This is a genomic window from Gemmobacter nanjingensis (genome assembly GCF_014652195.1).
Lineage (GTDB): Bacteria > Pseudomonadota > Alphaproteobacteria > Rhodobacterales > Rhodobacteraceae > Gemmobacter > Gemmobacter caeni.
The window spans coordinates 52,207-69,034 of record NZ_BMYI01000007.1; the positions used below are offsets into that span (position 1 = coordinate 52,207).

Annotated in this window: 14 protein-coding genes; 9 read left to right on the forward strand and 5 right to left on the reverse strand. The window is 66.6% G+C overall.

The features are described from left to right. The first annotated feature begins 99 nt into the window (after positions 1–99). The 7 genes from IE126_RS12685 (at position 100) to IE126_RS12715 (ending at position 9,378) form a co-directional block, all read left to right on the forward strand. Complete coding sequence (locus tag IE126_RS12685) at positions 100–678, forward strand: ANTAR domain-containing response regulator (protein ID WP_189381315.1); 579 nt, start codon at positions 100–102, stop codon at positions 676–678. Next, complete coding sequence (locus IE126_RS12690) at positions 675–1,760, forward strand: ABC transporter substrate-binding protein (protein ID WP_054302152.1); 1,086 nt, start codon at positions 675–677, stop codon at positions 1,758–1,760. The genes IE126_RS12685 and IE126_RS12690 overlap by 4 nt, the downstream gene beginning before the upstream one ends. Positions 1,761–1,996: 236 nt before the next feature. Beyond that, entirely contained in the window at positions 1,997–2,794 is a 798-nt protein-coding gene (cobA, locus tag IE126_RS12695) for a uroporphyrinogen-III C-methyltransferase (protein ID WP_189381209.1), read from the forward strand. 20 nt (positions 2,795–2,814) lie between these two features. Next, on the forward strand, positions 2,815–4,002 hold the full coding sequence (locus tag IE126_RS12700) for an MFS transporter (protein WP_189381210.1): 1,188 nt from the start codon (positions 2,815–2,817) through the stop codon (positions 4,000–4,002). A 17-nt stretch (positions 4,003–4,019) separates the two neighbouring features. Beyond that, the gene (nirB, locus tag IE126_RS12705) at positions 4,020–6,455 is read left to right on the forward strand and encodes a nitrite reductase large subunit NirB (RefSeq protein ID WP_189381211.1); all 2,436 of its coding nucleotides are present in this window, start codon (positions 4,020–4,022) and stop codon (positions 6,453–6,455) included. After that, a complete protein-coding gene (gene nirD / locus IE126_RS12710; protein WP_189381212.1) occupies positions 6,452–6,787 on the forward strand; it encodes a nitrite reductase small subunit NirD in 336 nt (111 codons plus the stop codon). Before nirB ends, nirD begins: the two co-directional genes overlap by 4 nt. Then, positions 6,784–9,378 (forward strand): nitrate reductase, encoded by a 2,595-nt coding sequence (locus tag IE126_RS12715; RefSeq protein ID WP_189381213.1) that lies wholly within the window; start codon positions 6,784–6,786, stop codon positions 9,376–9,378. The genes nirD and IE126_RS12715 overlap by 4 nt, the downstream gene beginning before the upstream one ends. 5 nt (positions 9,379–9,383) lie before the next feature. Here IE126_RS12715 and IE126_RS12720 read toward each other — a convergent pair whose 3' ends face one another. Genes IE126_RS12720 through IE126_RS12740 form a run of 5 tightly spaced genes read right to left on the reverse strand, consistent with a single transcriptional unit; the run spans position 9,384 to position 12,918 of the window. Continuing rightward, a complete protein-coding gene (locus tag IE126_RS12720) occupies positions 9,384–10,139 on the reverse strand; it encodes an ABC transporter ATP-binding protein (protein WP_189381214.1) in 756 nt (251 codons plus the stop codon). Continuing rightward, positions 10,130–11,131: a FecCD family ABC transporter permease gene (locus tag IE126_RS12725; protein ID WP_308429978.1), complete on the reverse strand. Its 1,002-nt coding sequence runs from the start codon at positions 11,129–11,131 to the stop codon at positions 10,130–10,132. The genes IE126_RS12720 and IE126_RS12725 overlap by 10 nt, the downstream gene beginning before the upstream one ends. Positions 11,132–11,153: 22 nt before the next feature. Then, a complete protein-coding gene (locus IE126_RS12730; protein ID WP_229825457.1) occupies positions 11,154–12,233 on the reverse strand; it encodes an ABC transporter substrate-binding protein in 1,080 nt (359 codons plus the stop codon). After that, a complete protein-coding gene (locus IE126_RS12735) occupies positions 12,218–12,712 on the reverse strand; it encodes an SAM-dependent methyltransferase (RefSeq protein WP_229825460.1) in 495 nt (164 codons plus the stop codon). Before IE126_RS12735 ends, IE126_RS12730 begins: the two co-directional genes overlap by 16 nt. After that, positions 12,709–12,918: a TOBE domain-containing protein gene (locus IE126_RS12740; RefSeq protein WP_054302159.1), complete on the reverse strand. Its 210-nt coding sequence runs from the start codon at positions 12,916–12,918 to the stop codon at positions 12,709–12,711. Before IE126_RS12740 ends, IE126_RS12735 begins: the two co-directional genes overlap by 4 nt. Before the next feature lie 196 nt (positions 12,919–13,114). Here IE126_RS12740 and IE126_RS12745 point away from each other — a divergent pair, with 196 nt between their 5' ends. Both IE126_RS12745 and IE126_RS12750 read left to right on the forward strand, forming a co-directional pair. Next, positions 13,115–14,866 (forward strand): sigma-54-dependent Fis family transcriptional regulator, encoded by a 1,752-nt coding sequence (locus IE126_RS12745; RefSeq protein ID WP_189381215.1) that lies wholly within the window; start codon positions 13,115–13,117, stop codon positions 14,864–14,866. Positions 14,867–15,006: 140 nt separating this feature from the next. Next, complete coding sequence (locus IE126_RS12750) at positions 15,007–16,806, forward strand: NAD(P)/FAD-dependent oxidoreductase (RefSeq protein WP_189381216.1); 1,800 nt, start codon at positions 15,007–15,009, stop codon at positions 16,804–16,806. Positions 16,807–16,828: the final 22 nt, after the last annotated feature.

Sequence of the window (16,828 nt, forward strand, 5' to 3'; positions counted from 1 at the left end):
GGATCGGGGGGCCGGCCGGCAGCGCCGGGGGCTGCGGGATTGCCATGTCGCGGGGTGCGCCGCATCCTGTGGCTCACCCTGTCCTGCTGACTGACCGGCCTGATGAAACCCCTGTCCATCGTCCTGATCGAAAAAATCCCAGAACGCGCCGTGCTGATCACCGAGGCCTTGCGTGCAGAATGTGAAGTGACGGTGATCGACAGTGAGCAGGGGCTGGCCAGGCGTATTGCCGAACTCGCCCCAGATCTGGTGCTGATCGACGTGGCCAACCCCTCGCGCGATACGCTGGAAGAACTCAGCCTCGCCTCCTCGCCCATGGAACGCCCGGTGGCAATGTTCGTCGACCGCTCTGACCGCGATCTGACGCGCGCGGCCATCGAGGCGGGGCTTTCGGCCTATGTGGTGAACGGCCTCAGGGCCGAGCGTCTGCGCCCGGTGCTGGATGCCGCCATCGCGCGCTTTCACCTGTTCCAGCGGATGCGCGCCGAACTGGCCGCCACGCGCGCGGCGCTGGAGGAACGCAAGATCGTCGACCGCGCCAAGGGCATTTTGATGAAGGCGCGCGGCATCGGCGAGGACGAGGCCTATGCCCTGCTGCGCCGCACTGCGATGGACCAGAAGAAGAAGATCGTCGAAATCGCCCAAGCCATACTCACGGCAGCGGACCTGCTGAAATGAGCCATCTGTCCGTCACCGCCGGGTTTCTGCCACTGATCGACGCCGCACCGCTGATCGTGGCGCGTGAACTGGCCTTCGCCGAGGAGGAGGGGCTGAACCTGACCTTGCGCCGCGCGCCCTCGTGGTCGGCGCTGCGGGATCTGCTGACCTTTGGTCAGGTCGATGCGGCCTCGATGCTGTCACCCATTCCGGTGGCTCAGGCGCTTGGGCTGGGCGGCGGGGCTGCGGCGTTGGATGCGTTGATGGTCACATCGCTGGGGGGCGAGATGATCGCCTTTCCTGATCATATCGTCCGGCACCTGGGCGGGGCGGATCGCACCGATCCGGTGGCTCTTCGCTCTGCGCTGCCGATGCCGCTGCGGATCGGGGTGCCCTTTCCCTTCTCGATCCATGCCGAGCTTCTGTATCGCTGGCTGGGAGAGGAGATCACGGTGCAGACCGTACCGCCGCCGCTGTTGCCCGATGCCATGGCGGCAGGCGAGCTGGATCTGTTCATCGTGGGCGAACCCTGGGCAACCGGGGCGGCAGACCGGGGCATCGCAAGCCTTCTGCTGCCTGGCACCGCGATCTGGCGGGCGCCGCCCGACAAGGTGCTGGCGATGCGGCGCGACCGGGCCGAGGCCGACCCTGACCTGACCGGCCGTCTGATGCGGGCCGTCTGGCGGGCCTGCCGCTGGCTGCGGCTGCGCGAGAACCGGATCACGGCCGCCGAGATCATGGCCCGCAGCCCCTATCTCGACCTGCCGCCCGACCTGATCGAGCGCGCGATGGACAGCGGTGTGGAGTTCTTCGAAGGCTGCGCGACCTTTCCCTGGCGCAGTCAGGCCGAATGGATCGGCGCACGGCTGGCCCGCAGACACGGGCTGGATGTCACGCAGGCCCGCCATGCCGCGCAGGCAGTGTTTCGCAGCGATCTTTACCGTCTCCATCTGAGACCGGCAGGGGCAGACCTGCCCGCCGCCTCCTCCCGGCTGGAAGGCGCGGTCAGTGAACCCGGCCTGCATCCGGCAGCCGCGGGACGGGTGCTTCTGCTGCCTGACAGGTTCTTCGACGGTGCGGTTTTTGATCCAGACACCGCCTGATCAGCACATATTCTAGGCATTTTCCGCGCCTTCACCGGCTGGCCCGGCGGATCGCTTGACCAGACCGGCAGCGGGGCGCAGCGTGAAGGGGACTTCGGGAACAATGGCGTTCCCGCAAGACACCCCCCGAACATCATCCGAGCAAAGCCGCTCGACCGCAGGGTCCGTTCCCTGCTGTCGTGCGGCTTTTTCATTTCCAGAAAGGGACACCCCATGATCCCGACTGCGGTGAAGACATGAGCCTGCTGCCCCCCGACCCACCCCACGGGCACCCGCTGGGCAGGATTGCCCTTGTAGGTGCCGGGCCCGGCGCGGCCGATCTGCTGACCATGCGGGCACTGCACCGGCTGCGCGAGGCCGATGTCGTGTTCCATGACCGCCTGGCCAGCCCCGAGGTGCTGGCCCTGACCCCGGCACGCAAGGTCGATGTCGGCAAGGCGGTCGGTGCAAACCACTGGCCCCAGCCCCGCATCAATTGCGTTGTAATCGCGGCCGCCCTGTCGGGACTGCGGGTCGTGCGGCTGAAATCCGGCGATCCTTCGGTCTTCGGCCGCGCCTGCGAAGAGATCGCGGCCGCCCGACTTGCAGGCGTGCCGGTCGAGATCGTGCCCGGCATCACGGCGGCCAGCGCCGCCGCCGCCGCGCTGACCCGCCCGCTGACCGAGCGGGGCCAGACCGAGCGGCTGGTGCTCGCCACTGCCACCTGCCGTCCCGGCGAAACCGCCGATCTGGCAGGCAGCTTCCGTCCCGGCACCACGCTGGCGCTTTACATGGCGATGCACCGCCTGCCCGCCGTCGAGGCGGAACTGCTGGCCACGGGCGCCCCCGAAACCTGCACGGTCGAAATCGTCCAGCAGGCCGGAACTGCGGCAGAGCGCATCCTGACAACTGTGCTGCGCGGCATGGCCGCCGCAGCCGCCGACATGACCAATCCGGCCATCCTGCTGATCCGATGGCCCGGCCCGCTCGCCCGAAAGGGCGCCCGCCCCAGCGGCAGCCATGTTGCCGCCGCCTCGCCCCTCCCCATCCTCTGACGAAACCGGAGCCCGAGCCCATGGCCCAGATTTCCCTTTCCTCCCCGACCAGGGCGCTGACCCTGTCCACCTTCGCCTTCACCATTTGCTTTGCCGTCTGGACGATCTTTGCGATCATCGGCCTGCAAATCCGTGAATTGCTTCAACTCACCGACACCCAGTTCGGCCTGCTGGTCGGCATGCCGGTGTTGACCGGATCTCTGGTGCGCGTCGTGCTTGGCATCTGGACAGACCGTATCGGCGGCAGATCAGTCTTTACACTGACCATGCTGGCCGCCGCGCTGGCGACCCTGCTGCTCAGCTTTGCGACCACCTATGCACAATTCCTTGTCGCGGCGCTTGGCGTCGGTCTGGCAGGCGGCACCTTTGCGGTGGGCGTCGCCTATGTCTCGCGGTTCTACCCCGCCGGGCGGCAGGGCACGGCGCTTGGCATTTTCGGCGTCGGGAATGTCGGCGCCGCGCTGACCAAGTTCGGCGCGCCCTTCCTGATGATCGCCTTGGGTTGGCAGGGCGCGGCGCAGGTCTATGCCGCCGTGCTGGCCGTGACCGCCATCCTGTTCTGGCTCATGTCCGAGGATGATCCGCAACAGGCCACCGCCACTCCCCGCAGGCTGAAGGCAGAATTTGCCGTCATGGCCGACATCCGCGTGCTGCGCTTCTCGCTTTACTACTTCTTCGTCTTTGGTGGTTTCGTCGCGCTGGCACTGTGGCTGCCGCGCTACCTGATCGGAGTTTACCACTTCGATGTGGCCACGGCAGGCATGATCGGCGCGGCCTATTCGCTGCCCGGTTCGGTGTTCCGGGCGTGGGGCGGCGCGCTGTCCGACAAATACGGTGCGCGGGCGATCCTTTACTGGACCTTTGGTATTTCGGCTGTGGCGACCCTGCTGCTGGCGCTGCCGCTGGGCATCGGACCTGCGGGCTTCATCGCCATCGTCTTCGTGCTGGGCCTGTTCATGGCGCTTGGCAAGGCTGCGGTCTACAAACACATCCCCGTTTATTATCCGCAGAATGTAGGGGCCGTCGGCGGCATGGTCGGCATGATCGGCGGGCTTGGCGGCTTCGTCCTGCCGCTGCTGTTCGGCTGGCTCCGCGACGTGACCGGCGACTGGTCAAGCTGCTTTGCCGCCCTGTTTGTGATCGTGCTGGCCAGCCTCGTCTGGATGCAGTCCGCGATCCGCCGCCTTCCCGATGGTCAACCTGCCTGAACCCGCGAGGACACCCCATGACCCAGCGACTTGTCATCATCGGTGCCGGAATGGCCTCTGGCCGGCTGATCGAGCATCTGCGCGACACCGCCCCGGACGCCTGGCACATCACCCTGTTCAACGCCGAACCGCGCGGCAACTACAACCGCCTCATGCTGTCCCCGGTGCTGTCGGGCGAAAAGACTTACGCCGAGATCGTCACCCATGACGACGCCTTCTATGCCACGCATGGCATCGACTGCCGCTTCGGGGAAAGCGTGACCCGGATCGACCGCGCGGCGAAGGTGGTTCACGGCGCAGGCGGCCCGGTGCCTTATGACCGGCTGGTCATCGCCACCGGCTCGGCGCCCTTCATCCTTCCGGTGCCGGGCAAGGATCTGCCGGGCGTCGTGACCTACCGCGATCTGGAGGATACCAACGCCATGATCGCGGCCAGCCGTCCCGGCGCGCGGGCCGTGGTTATCGGTGGCGGGCTTCTGGGTCTGGAGGCCGCCGCGGGCATGGCCGCGCGCGGTGCCGATGTGACGGTGATTCACCTGATGGGCCACCTGATGGAGCGTCAGCTTGACCCCGCCGCCAGTTACCTTTTGCAGAAGGATCTGGAACGGCGCGGCATCCGTGTCCATTGCCGGGGGGCGACCAAGGCGATCCTCGGCACCGACCAGGTTGAAGCCGTGCTGCTGGAGGATGGCACCGTCTACGGCGCCGATCTGGTGTGCATGGCGGTCGGCATCCGCCCCGAGGTGCGCCTTGCCAATGACGCGCAGCTTGAGGTCGGGCGCGGCATCGTGGTCGATGCACAGCTGACCACATCGGACCCTGCGATCTTCGCGCTTGGCGAATGCGTCGAGTTCGACAGCCAGCTCTTCGGCCTCGTCGCCCCGCTTTACGATCAGGCAAAGGTGCTGGCCGGGGTGCTGAACGGCCGTGTGGCAGCCTTTGCCCCGGTGCAGACCGCCACCAAGCTGAAGGTCACCGGCTGCGACCTGTTCAGCGCAGGCGATTTCGCCGAGGCGCCGGGGCGCGAGGAAATCGTGTTCCGCGACCCGGCGCGCGGCATCTACAAACGGCTGGTGATCGCGGATGACCGGCTGATCGGTGCGGTGATGTATGGCGACACGGCGGATGGCAACTGGTTCTTCCAGCAGATCAGGGAGGGCGCCGATATCTCGGCCCGGCGCGAGACGCTGATCTTCGGCCCCGCGTTCGAGGGGGGGGCCCAGTCGGACCCTCTTGCAGCCGTTGCAGCCTTGCCGCCTGAGGCAGAGATCTGTGGCTGCAACGGCGTCTGCAAGGGACAGATCGTCCGGGCGATCGGCGAGGGGGCAACCGATCTGGGGCTGGTGCGCGCCCGCACCAAGGCCAGCGCCTCCTGCGGGACATGCACAGGGCTGGTGGAACAGGTTCTGGCCGCGACGCTGGGCGATGCCTTCTCCCGGCCCGCTGCGCAGCCGATGTGCAGATGCACCAGCCTCACACATGACGAGGTGCGCCGCCTGATCAAGGCCAATGCGTTGAAATCCATGCCCGCCGTGATGCAGGAGCTGGGCTGGAACAGCTCGTGCGGTTGCGCCACCTGCCGCCCGGCGCTGAACTTCTACCTTCTGGCCGACTGGCCGCTGGACTACCGCGACGACGACCAGAGCCGTTTCGTCAACGAACGCCTGCATGCCAATATCCAGAAGGATGGCAGCTTCAGCGTCGTGCCGCGCATGTGGGGCGGTGTCACCAATGCCGCCGAGCTGCGCGCCATTGCCGATGCTGCTGACAAATATGACGTGCCCATGGTCAAGGTCACAGGCGGACAGCGGATCGACCTGCTGGGTGTGCGGAAAGAGGATCTGCCCGCGATCTGGGCCGATCTGAATGCCGCCGGTCTGGTTTCCGGTCATGCCTATTCCAAGGGCCTGCGCACGGTGAAAACCTGCGTGGGGTCGGAATTCTGCCGCTTCGGCACGCAGGATTCGACGGGGCTGGGCATCAGGCTGGAACAACGGCTCTGGGGTTCATGGACGCCTCACAAGGTCAAGCTTGCGGTGTCGGGCTGCCCGCGCAACTGCGCCGAAGCGACCTGCAAGGATGTGGGGATCATCTGCGTTGACAGCGGCTATCAGATCGGTGTCGGCGGCGCGGCGGGCATGGATCTGAAGGAAACCGAGCGTCTTGCCGCCGTCGCCACCGAGGACGAGGCCATTGCCCTCACCATCGCCTTCATCCAGCTTTACCGCGAGAATGCCCGCTATCTGGACCGGCCCTACAAATGGCTGAAGAAGGTCGGGCTGGACTGGGTAAAGGGTCGGGTGCTGGACCCGGAAATCCGCGCCGGGCTGATCGAGCGCTTCGACCTGTCACAATCCGTCTGCCAGAAAGACCCCTGGGCCGAACGCGCCACGCCCGAGGCGGCGCGGCGGTTCCACCCCCTTGCCACGCTGATGCAGGAGGCCGCAGAATGACGCGCTGGATCGACATTGCCGCGCTGGAAGAGATTCCGCTGCGGGGCGCCCGCACCCTGCGCACGCCCGAAGGCTGTGTCGCGGTGTTCCGCACGCATGACGACCGGGTTTTCGCGCTGGATGACCGCTGCCCCCACAAGGGCGGGCCGCTGTCCGATGGCATCGTGCACGGCCATGCCGTGACCTGCCCTCTGCATGCCTGGGTCTTCGATCTGGAAACCGGCCGGGCACAGGGCGCGGATGAGGGGGCGGTAGCCACCTATCCCGCGCAGGTTTTGGCGGGTCGCGTGCTGATCGACGTGGAACGGCTGGCCGGAAAGCGCGTCGCATGATCCGCTCGACCTGTCCCTATTGCGGTGTCGGTTGTGGTGTCCTGCTGGCCCCTGCGGGTGAAAGCGGGCTGATCGTGCGGGGCGACCCGGACCATCCGGCCAATCGCGGGCGTCTGTGTTCCAAGGGCACCGCACTTGGCGAGACGGTCGGGCGCTCCGGCCGCCTGACGACGCCCGAGATCCACGGCAGGCCCGCAGACTGGGATCAGGCGCTGAGCCTGATCGCCACCCGCTTTCGCCAGACAATTGCCGCACACGGGCCGGAGTCGGTGGCGCTTTATCTGTCCGGGCAGATGTTGACCGAGGATTACTATGTCGCCAACAAGCTGATGAAGGGGTTCATCGGCAGCGCCAATGTCGATACCAACTCGCGGCTCTGCATGGCCTCGACCGTGGCGGGGCATGTCCGGGCCTTCGGTGCCGATACCGTGCCCGGCATCTATGACGATCTGGAGGAGGCGGATCTGATCGTCCTTGTCGGGTCGAACCTCGCTTGGTGCCATCCGGTCCTGTGGCAGCGGATCGAGGCGGCACGGGCCACGCGGGGCACGAAGATCGTGGTCATCGACCCACGCCGCAGCGTTACCGCAGGGGCGGCCGACCTGCATCTGCCCATTGCCCCCGGCGCGGATGTGGCGCTGTTCAACCGGCTGCTGGCCGCACTGGCAGACCGGGAGCTTCTGGCCAGCGATGCCACCGGGCTGGAGGCGGCGGTGCAATCCGCCCGCGCCGACAGCGGTGAAACCGGCCTTGGCCCTGCGGATCTGGCACGGTTCCTTGATCTGTGGTGCCGCACGGAAAAGGTCGTGACGGTGTTTTCGCAGGGTGTGAACCAGTCCAGTTCGGGCACCGACAAGGTGAATGCGATCCTGAACTGCCATCTGGCAACGGGCCGCATCGGCCACCCCGGCATGGGGCCGTTCAGCGTGACCGGCCAGCCCAATGCCATGGGCGGGCGCGAGGTGGGCGGGCTGGCCAATCAGCTGGCCTGTCACCTGTCGCTGGAAAACCCGGCCCATCGCGCGGCGGTCGCACAATTCTGGCGCGCCCCTCGCATGGCCGAACGACCGGGGCTGAAGGCGGTGGACCTGTTCCGCGCCGTGGGTGACGGGCGGGTCAAGGCGCTGTGGATCATCCATACCAACCCCGCCGTCACCCTGCCCGAGGCCGATGCAGTGCGCGCCGCCATCGCAGCCTGCGAATTCGTTGCTGTCAGCGACGTGACCGGCGCCACAGATACCGCGCGGCTGGCCCATGTTCTGCTGCCCGCCGCCGCATGGGCCGAGAAATCGGGCACCGTCACCAATTCCGACCGCACGATCAGCCGCCAGCGTGCGGTGCTGGCGCCACCCGGCGCCGCCCGCCCCGACTGGTGGATGCTCGCCGGGGTGGCGCGGCGCATGGGCTTTGACAGGTTCGACTGGCCCGGCCCCGCCGCGATCTTCCGCGAACATGCCGCTTTGTCTGGCATTGCGGGGGCGCTGGGGCGCGATTTCGATATTTCGGGCAAGGCCGCGATCAGTGATGCCGACTATGACAGAATGGAACCCTTTCGCTGGCCCAGCACTGCGTTGCGGCAAGGGGGCCGGTTCTTTGGCGACAGCCGGTATTTCACCCCCGACGGCAGGCCGAGCATGATTGCGGTGACAAGCACCCCACCGCAGGCGATGCTTACCCCGGAGCATCCGTTCCGGCTGAACACCGGACGCATTCGCGACCAGTGGCATACCATGACGCGAACCGGACAGGCGCCCCGGCTCAACCAGCATCTTGGCGAACCCTTTGTCGAGGTTCACCCCTCTGACGCGCTGCGCTCGGGTCTGTCGCCCTGGTCACTGGCCGAGGTCCGCTCTGCCTCCGGAAGTGCGGTGCTGCGCGTGGTGGTCACCGATCGCGTGCGACCCCGGCAGATTTTCGCCCCGATGCACTGGACCGGCGAGACGGCGCCCACAGGCCGGATAGACGCCGTGGTCAGCGCCGTGACGGACCCTCTGTCAGGTCAGCCCGAATCGAAAGCTGCGGCAGTATCTCTGCGACCCTGGCCTGCTCGCTGGTTTGCTTTTGCCTGCGCCGCCGGAAGCATCGCGCCTGACGGGGGCTACTGGGCACGGCGGGTCACCGAAACCGGCCTTGCCGCCGAACTCGCCTTACTGGAAGCCCCGGATGATCCCTTAGCCTTTGCGCGCGCACTGTTTGACCTGCCGGATGCAGAAGTCATGCAAACGGAAGATGCGGCGCGCGGTCAGGTTTCCATCGCGCTGATCCTGTCGGGGCGCGTGGTGGCGCTGTTGTTCGCGGCCCCCTCCCCTGTGATGATCGCGCGGGATGCCGCTATCGCACGGATCGGCACGCCGCGCGGCGCCGCGACCCTCGCCCCCTGTGCAGGCGGCTCGGACCGGGCCGATAACGGGCCACTGGTTTGCGCCTGCGCAGGTGTCGGCCGCAACCGTCTGCAATCGGCCTTCCGCGACGGAGCCTGCGATCTGGCGGCCATCGGGCAGGCGACAGGGGCAGGCACCAACTGCGGCGCCTGCCGGCCCGAGATTGCGGCAATGCTGGCACAACTGGCCCGACCTCAGGCTGCGGAATAAGGCATTCAGCGCAGCAGATTCCCCAGACCGCGCCGCACCGCCTCTTCAGGCATGTCGTAAAGGGCGGCGAGACGGGCGGGGGCAAGCTGATCTGCCACAGGGCCCAACCGCGCGGTACCGCTCCGGTCGATGGTCAGCACCTCGGACGCCAGCCTTGCCGCCTGCGCCGGGTCATGTGTGCTGAACATGAGACCTAGCCTGCGGCGGGCCAGCCGCTCCATCAGATCGGCCAGCCGTTCCCGATTGGCAAAATCCAGCGCGGAGGAGGGTTCATCCATCAACAGGGCCGGTGCATTCTGCGCCAGCGCCCGCGCGATCAGGACCAACTGGCGCTCGCCGCCGGAAAGCCGCGTCACCAGCCGCTCGGCATGGGACAGCAGGCCGATCTCCTCCAGCGCAGCAGTGGCAGCCGCGTGATCGGCCTTGCCGGGGGCGGCAAAGCCGGAGAGGTGCATCGTCCGCCCCATCAGGACAAAATCGCGCACAGTCCACGGAAAAGCCGCCTGCATGGCCTGTGGCACCAGGGCCAGCCGGGCCGCAATGGCCCGGCGCGGCAAGGGCAGGGAGGCACCTTGCAGCCTGATCGTTCCCGCCGCTGCCGGGGTCAGGCCAAGAAGGGTTCGGAACAGCGTGCTCTTGCCGGTTCCGTTCGGACCGAGAAGGGCCAGAACCTGACCGGGGTGCAGGGTGAAGGAAATGTCGCGCACCAGCACGCGCCGCCCGGCAGCGATGGCCAGCCCGCTGGCATGGATCAGTTCCATCGCCGGCCTCCGCGCGCCAGCAGGGTCAGAAAGACCGGCGCCCCCAGAATGGCGGTCAGCACGCCAAGCGGCACTTCGGTCACGGCAAGGCTGCGCGCAGCGGTGTCGATCAGCACCATGAAGGCCGCGCCCAGCAGCGCTGCCAGCGGCAAGACCCGGTCAAAACGCGCACCTGCCAGCAGGCGTGCCATATGGGGCACCATCAGACCGACCCAGCCGATCGTGCCCGCCGTGGCAACCGCTGCCGCCGTCATCAACGTGGCACAGACAATCACGACAAGGCGCAGCCGCGTGGTTTCCACGCCAAGGGCGCGGGCTTCCTCTTCGCCAAGCGCCAGCAGGCCGATGCGCCAGCGCATCAGGATCAGCGGCCCCGCCCCCAGCAGAAGGGCGGGTAAAAGGAAGGCCACATCGGCAGTCCGGGTTCCCGCAAGGCTGCCCAGCAGCCAGAACGTCATGGCGGGAAGCTGGTCATCGGGATCGGCCAGCGTTTTCACCATGGCGGTTCCGGCCCCGGCCAGCGCCCCGATGGCGATGCCGGTCAGGATCAGCGACAGCGCCTCGCCCCGGTTGCCGAAGGCCACGGCCAGGGCCATCACCAGCCCGACGGTGACCATACCGCCCGTGAAGCTCAGCCCCTGAATGGCAAGGATCGGCAGGCCCAGAAGAATCCCCAGAACCGCGCCAAACCCCGCCCCGGCGGAAACACCCAGAATATCGGGCGAGACCAGCGGATTGCGGAAAGTCACCTGATAGGCCGCCCCAGCCGCCGACAGCGCGGCACCAACCAGCCCCGCAGCCAGCACACGCGGCAAACGGATCTGGAACAGAACCGAGGCTTCGGGTCCGTCTGGCAGTCGCCCCGAAAGCGCCGCCAGCATCAGCCCGCCGATCTGCCGCAGGGAGAGACCGTAAGGGCCGACCATCAGGGACAGCGCAAGGCACAGCAGCAAAACCGCTGCTGCAACCCCGGTCTGCGGCAGCCGCCCCACCGGGACCGCACCCCGTCGCGACCTAGTTTTCAAGAAGTCCGGCCACTGCCGCATCATCCAGAGTCACATGATAAAACAGCTTGTAGAAACGGGCGACCTCGGCCCCCAGATCACCTTCCGCGACCTCTGGGTAGAAGCTGTGCATCAACCAGTGCAGGCCGATCAGCCGGTTCATCGAGGGCGGACTGTCGATGAAGCCGAAGGGTTCGGCGGGGGCCAGCAGAACCCGCGCGTCCCGCACGGCCGGAACATCGCTCCAGCCCGGCAGGGTGGCCACATCCCTCGCAAAGTCGCGGTCAATGGTCACGACAGTGGCGGGCGCCCAGGCCAGAATCTGCTCGACCGAGGTTGTCACCAATCCGCGGTCGGGGCCGCCCACCACGTTGAGCCCACCCGCCCATTCGATGATTTCCGCGTTGATCGCGCCTCTGGCGGCGCTTTCAAGTCCCTCCGGCCCGCGCGCCAGATAGACAGTCGGCCGGTCCTCGGGCGGCACGGCCTCAAGCACCCGCGTCACCATGGCAAAGGTCGCCTCGGCATAGCTTGCCAGCGCCTCGCCCCGTTCGGGCACGCCAAGGATTTCGGCCATCTGGCGGATCGCCGCCGGCGTATTGGCAAATGACCCGTCAATCAGCACATAGGGCACACCCGTCTGTTCCTGCACCTTGGTGGCCAGCGTCAGATAGGTTTCGTTGACGGTTCCGAAATCGACGATGAGATCCGGTTTCGCCGCCAGCAGCACCTCAAGGTTCAGCGTTCCGCCCTTGCCGGATAACCGCCCGAGTTCGGGCAGCGCGTGGGTCGCGGTCTGAAGATAGGGCAGATCCCGGTCGCGCGGCGCGCGCACCCAGCCGATCATCGCCTCCGGCTTCAGGGCGTAAAGCAGCACCGACGCAGGGGGGCCTGCCGCGAAAACGCGCATCGGCTGATCCGGCACGATGACCTTGCGACCCGTCGCGTCAAGGATTTCACGCGCCGAAGCCGTGAAAGCGCCGGCGAAGACCAGCAGGACCGCTGCAACCAGAACGGCCAGCATCCTGACCCGGACGGGGCGGCGGGTATCCCCCGGCTCTGACAGGCTCTTGGCTATGCGCAGGGACATGACAGGTCTCCTTTCAGGGCAGCGCCTTCCGGCTTGATGTCGAGCAGGGGCGTGCCATTGACGCAATCAAGTCCCCGCACCGAAAGCAGAGGCCCTTCAATCGCAATGACCCGGACATGGCTCGAGGCGATCGGATTGGGGCGAAGCGGGGATCTTATGGCGAATGTGCCAAGGGTTTCTCCATCCGACCTCGGGCTTTGCTGCAACAGGTCCCGCCGCGCCAGATGCAGCCAGTACAGCAACTGAAGCCGGTCTTTCGCGAGAATACCCTTCAGCGCTGGCTGCCAGCGGGGGTGCAGGTTGATCCAACAGACGGGGCCATCGACCTCGTCGCCCCATTTCGGGCAGGCATGCGGGTCGGCCCAGGGGGTGTGGATCGTGCCGATGAACTGAACTGTCGCGTCCTGAGCCATCTGCGATTCGGTCACAATCTCGCCGGGGCGCAGGCCGTTCCAGACAAGCGGAGCCTGCGGCATCATTCAACGGTTCCGACCATGACATCGCTGGCCTTGATGACGGCAATGGCCTGGCCGCCCACCACCAGACCCAGATCCTGCACCGCGCTGTTGGTGATCGAGGCGGTCAGCACGCTGCCGCCAATGTCGATCCTGACATGGCTGGTGACAGCGCCTGTGGTGATATCCACCACCGTCCCGGAAAGCATATTCCTCGCGCTCAGTTTCATGTTGTCACCTGTGGATTCGATATGTTCATTGAAACATATCCCGTATCGAACAGCCTCGTCCAGAAGCAATGCGCGCGCACGCGCGCGGTTGCCGGCAGGGTTGAGAGGGCCGCTGGCGGATGCCCGCTATCTCCGACCAATGTTCCATCTCCGATGGCGGCGGTCTGTGCTACAGTCCCGACGGGAGGCGATGCGCATGAAAGACCTGCGGCATGTCGAGGAGATCGGGCGGGTGCTGGACGGTAGCCAGACCGGGCGGGACAGCTTTGTCTCTGCCTCCTGGCGGCGCTGTGTCGAGCTTTACGGCATGGACCCGACCCGCTCTGACCCCGCCCATATCGTGACCGAGGCGGAACTGCGTGATCACCGCAAGCAGGCCGAATGGCTGATCGCCACGGCAAGATCAGGGTTGCAGTCGTTGTTCCGGCAGGTTGCGGGGCAGAACTATGTGCTGCTGCTGACCGATGCCAAGGGCGTCTGCGTCGACTTTTTCGGCGACGATCTTTTCACCGAGGATCTGCGCCGCTCGGGCCTTTATCTCGGGTCGAACTGGTCGGAGAATCTGGCGGGAACCTGCGGGGTCGGTGCCTGCATCGTCCTGCAGGAGCCGGTGACGGTGCATCAGGATGACCATTTCGGCAATGCGCATACCGCCCTGTCCTGCACGGCGGCGCCGATCTTCGACAGCCTTGGTCAGCTTGCGGCGGTGCTGGATATCTCGCTGCTGCGATCTCCTGCGCCCAAGACCAGCCAGAACCTTGCGATGAGCCTTGTGACCACGGCGGCGCGGCGGGTCGAAATGGCGAACCTGATGGCCGAAAGCCCGCGCGACTGGGTGCTGCGGCTTTCGTCCAGCCCGGAATTTCTGGACGTCGATCCCGAGGCGGCGGTGCGGCTGGATGGCTCCGGGCGTGTACTGGGCTACACGCGCGCCGCGCGCCGGCTGTTTCCCGACGGCGGAACGATCCTCGGGCACCGGATCGACGAAGTTCTGAACATGAGCGTCGATGACCTGCCCGATCTGATGCGCGACCGCCCGACCGAAGAGCGCGTGATCGAAACGCGCGACGGCGGAGCATTGTTCGGGCATGCCATCGCCCCCAAGGCGCCGCGCCAGCCGCATCAGCGGATGCGCACCGGCGGGGCGCTGGCCGGGCTGACCGGCGGGGACGCCGGTATGTCGCGTCTGCTGGATCAGGCCGAGCGGCTGGCCCCCGGCACCGTGCCGCTGCCGATCACGGGTGAAACCGGCACCGGCAAGACCAAGCTTGCACGGGCGATCCACATGACGGGCAAGGCGCAGGGGTTCATCAGCCTCGAATGCGCCGGGCTGACGCCGGAGGCTCTGGCCGATGCCTGTCTGGAGGCCGTTGGCCCTACCACGCTTGTCCTGCGCCGGATCGAGGATCTGGCCCCGGAAACCGCCGTCGCGCTGAGCGGGCTGCTGGATCGCAGGCCCAACCTGCGCCCGCTGTCCACGACCTGTCTTGATCCGGCCCGGATCGGCGTGCCGCGCCCTCTGTTTCACCGGCTTGCGGGCTGTGTGCTGGAAGTGCCGCCTTTGCGGCTGCGGCGGGATATCGACTGGCTGATGTCGCGCCACCTGCGCCGCCACGCGGCCGACACGATCCGTCTGTCGCCTTCCGCCCGTGCCGATCTGATGGGACGGCGCTGGCCCGGCAATATCCGCGAACTCGAACAGGTGCTCGATGTCGCGGCGGCGCTTTGCATCGGGCCGGTCATCGACCTGCCCGATCTGCCCGGCCCGGTCGAGGCTGCGCCTTCACCCGAACCGCCCGCCGCAGGCTCAGCCGATCCGTGGGCGGCGCTGGAGCAGGTTCTGGTCGCCTGCGACTGGAACATGGCGCGCGCCGCCCGACGGTTCGGGGTCAACCGTTCGACCATCCTGCGCCGGATACGCGCTGCCGGGTTGCAGCCGCCCGCGTGATCTGTTGCGTGGGCGTTGCACGCGCAACATGCCGCGCCGCAGCGACCACTTTTCCCCGGCATCAGCCCTCGCAAACGTGGATCGCGCCCGATTCATCGCCCGATACTTCCTCGCGAGACACGCGCAGAGGAGGAGACGCGATGCTTGATATGACAGTGGTCAGCCAAACACAGGAGATGCTGGACAGCCTCAACGCCGCACTGGAGGGCGGCGATGCCGAGCGCGCGGCGGCGCTGTTTGCGACCGACAGCTACTGGCGCGACCTGGTTGCGGTAAGCTGGAACCTCAAGACGGTCGAGGGGCCTGCGGGGGTGGCGGACCTGCTGCACAGCCAGCTTGCCCGCACCCGGCCCGGCAACTTCCAGATCCAGACCGGAGAGACCCCCGCCGAGGAGGGCGGTGTGATCACGGCATGGATCACCTTCGAGACGAAGGCCGGGCGCGGCTGGGGCCTGATGCGGTTGCGCGATGGCCGGATCTGGACCCTGCTGACCGCACTTCAGGAGTTGAAGGGCTTCGAGGAACCCCGCGGCACCCGTCGTCCGATGGGGGCCGAACACGGCGCGCAGAAGAACCGCAGTTCCTGGAAGGAACGCCGCGAGGCGGAAGAGGCAAGCCTGGGCTACACCACCCAGCCCTATGTCGTGATCATCGGCGGCGGTCAGGGCGGCATCGCGCTTGGTGCGCGGCTGCGCCAGCTTGGCGTGCCCGCCATCGTGCTGGACAAGCATGACCGGCCCGGCGACCAGTGGCGCAGCCGCTACAAGTCGCTCTGCCTGCATGACCCGATCTGGTATGACCACCTGCCCTACATCAAGTTTCCCGACAACTGGCCGGTTTTCACGCCCAAGGACAAGGTCGGCGACTGGCTGGAGATGTATACCAAGGTCATGGAGATCAATTACTGGACGCGCTCTGAAGTGACGCGCGCCAGCCATGATCCGGCCACCGGCAAATGGCGGGTCGAGGTCAACCGCGACGGCGAGGCGGTTACGCTGGAACCCACCCATCTGGTGCTGGCGACCGGCATGTCTGGCAAACCGAACATGCCGCGTTTCCCCGGCATGGAGACGTTCAGGGGCACGATCCAGCATTCGTCCCAGCATGAGGGGCCGGATGCCTGGGCAGGCAGGAAGGCCGTGGTCATCGGCTCCAACAATTCGGCCCATGACATCTGCGCCGCGCTTTGGGAAGGCGATGCCGATGTGACGATGGTGCAGCGTTCGTCCACGCATATCGTGCGCTCGGACAGCCTGATGGAGATCGGTCTTGGCGCGCTTTATTCCGAACAGGCGGTGGCCAATGGCATGACGACCGAAAAGGCGGACATGATCTTCGCCTCGCTGCCCTACAAAATCATGCACGAATTCCAGATCCCGCTTTACGACCAGATGCGTGAACGCGACGCGGCCTTCTACACCGGGCTGGAAAAGGCGGGTTTCGATCTGGACTGGGGCGATGATGGTTCGGGCCTGTTCATGAAATACCTGCGCCGCGGCTCGGGCTATTACATCGACGTGGGCGCGAGCCAGCTGATCATCGACGGCGAGGTGAAACTGGCCAAGGGCGGCATTGATCATTTCGAGGAAGACGCCGTTGTGCTGACCGATGGCACACGGCTGCCGGCCGATCTGGTGGTGCTGGCGACGGGCTATGGCTCGATGAACGGCTGGGCGGCCGATCTGATCAGCCAGCAGGTCGCCGACAAGGTTGGCAAGGTCTGGGGACTTGGCTCCGACACCACGAAAGACCCCGGCCCGTGGGAGGGCGAGCAGCGCAACATGTGGAAGCCGACGCAGCAGGAGCAGCTTTGGTTTCACGGCGGCAACCTGCACCAGTCGCGACACTATTCGCTGTATCTGGCGCTTCAGCTCAAGGCCCGGATGGAGGGGATCGAGACCCCGGTCTACGGGCTGCAAGAGGTGCATCACCTGTCCTGACGCGACTGCACCATCCTCCCCG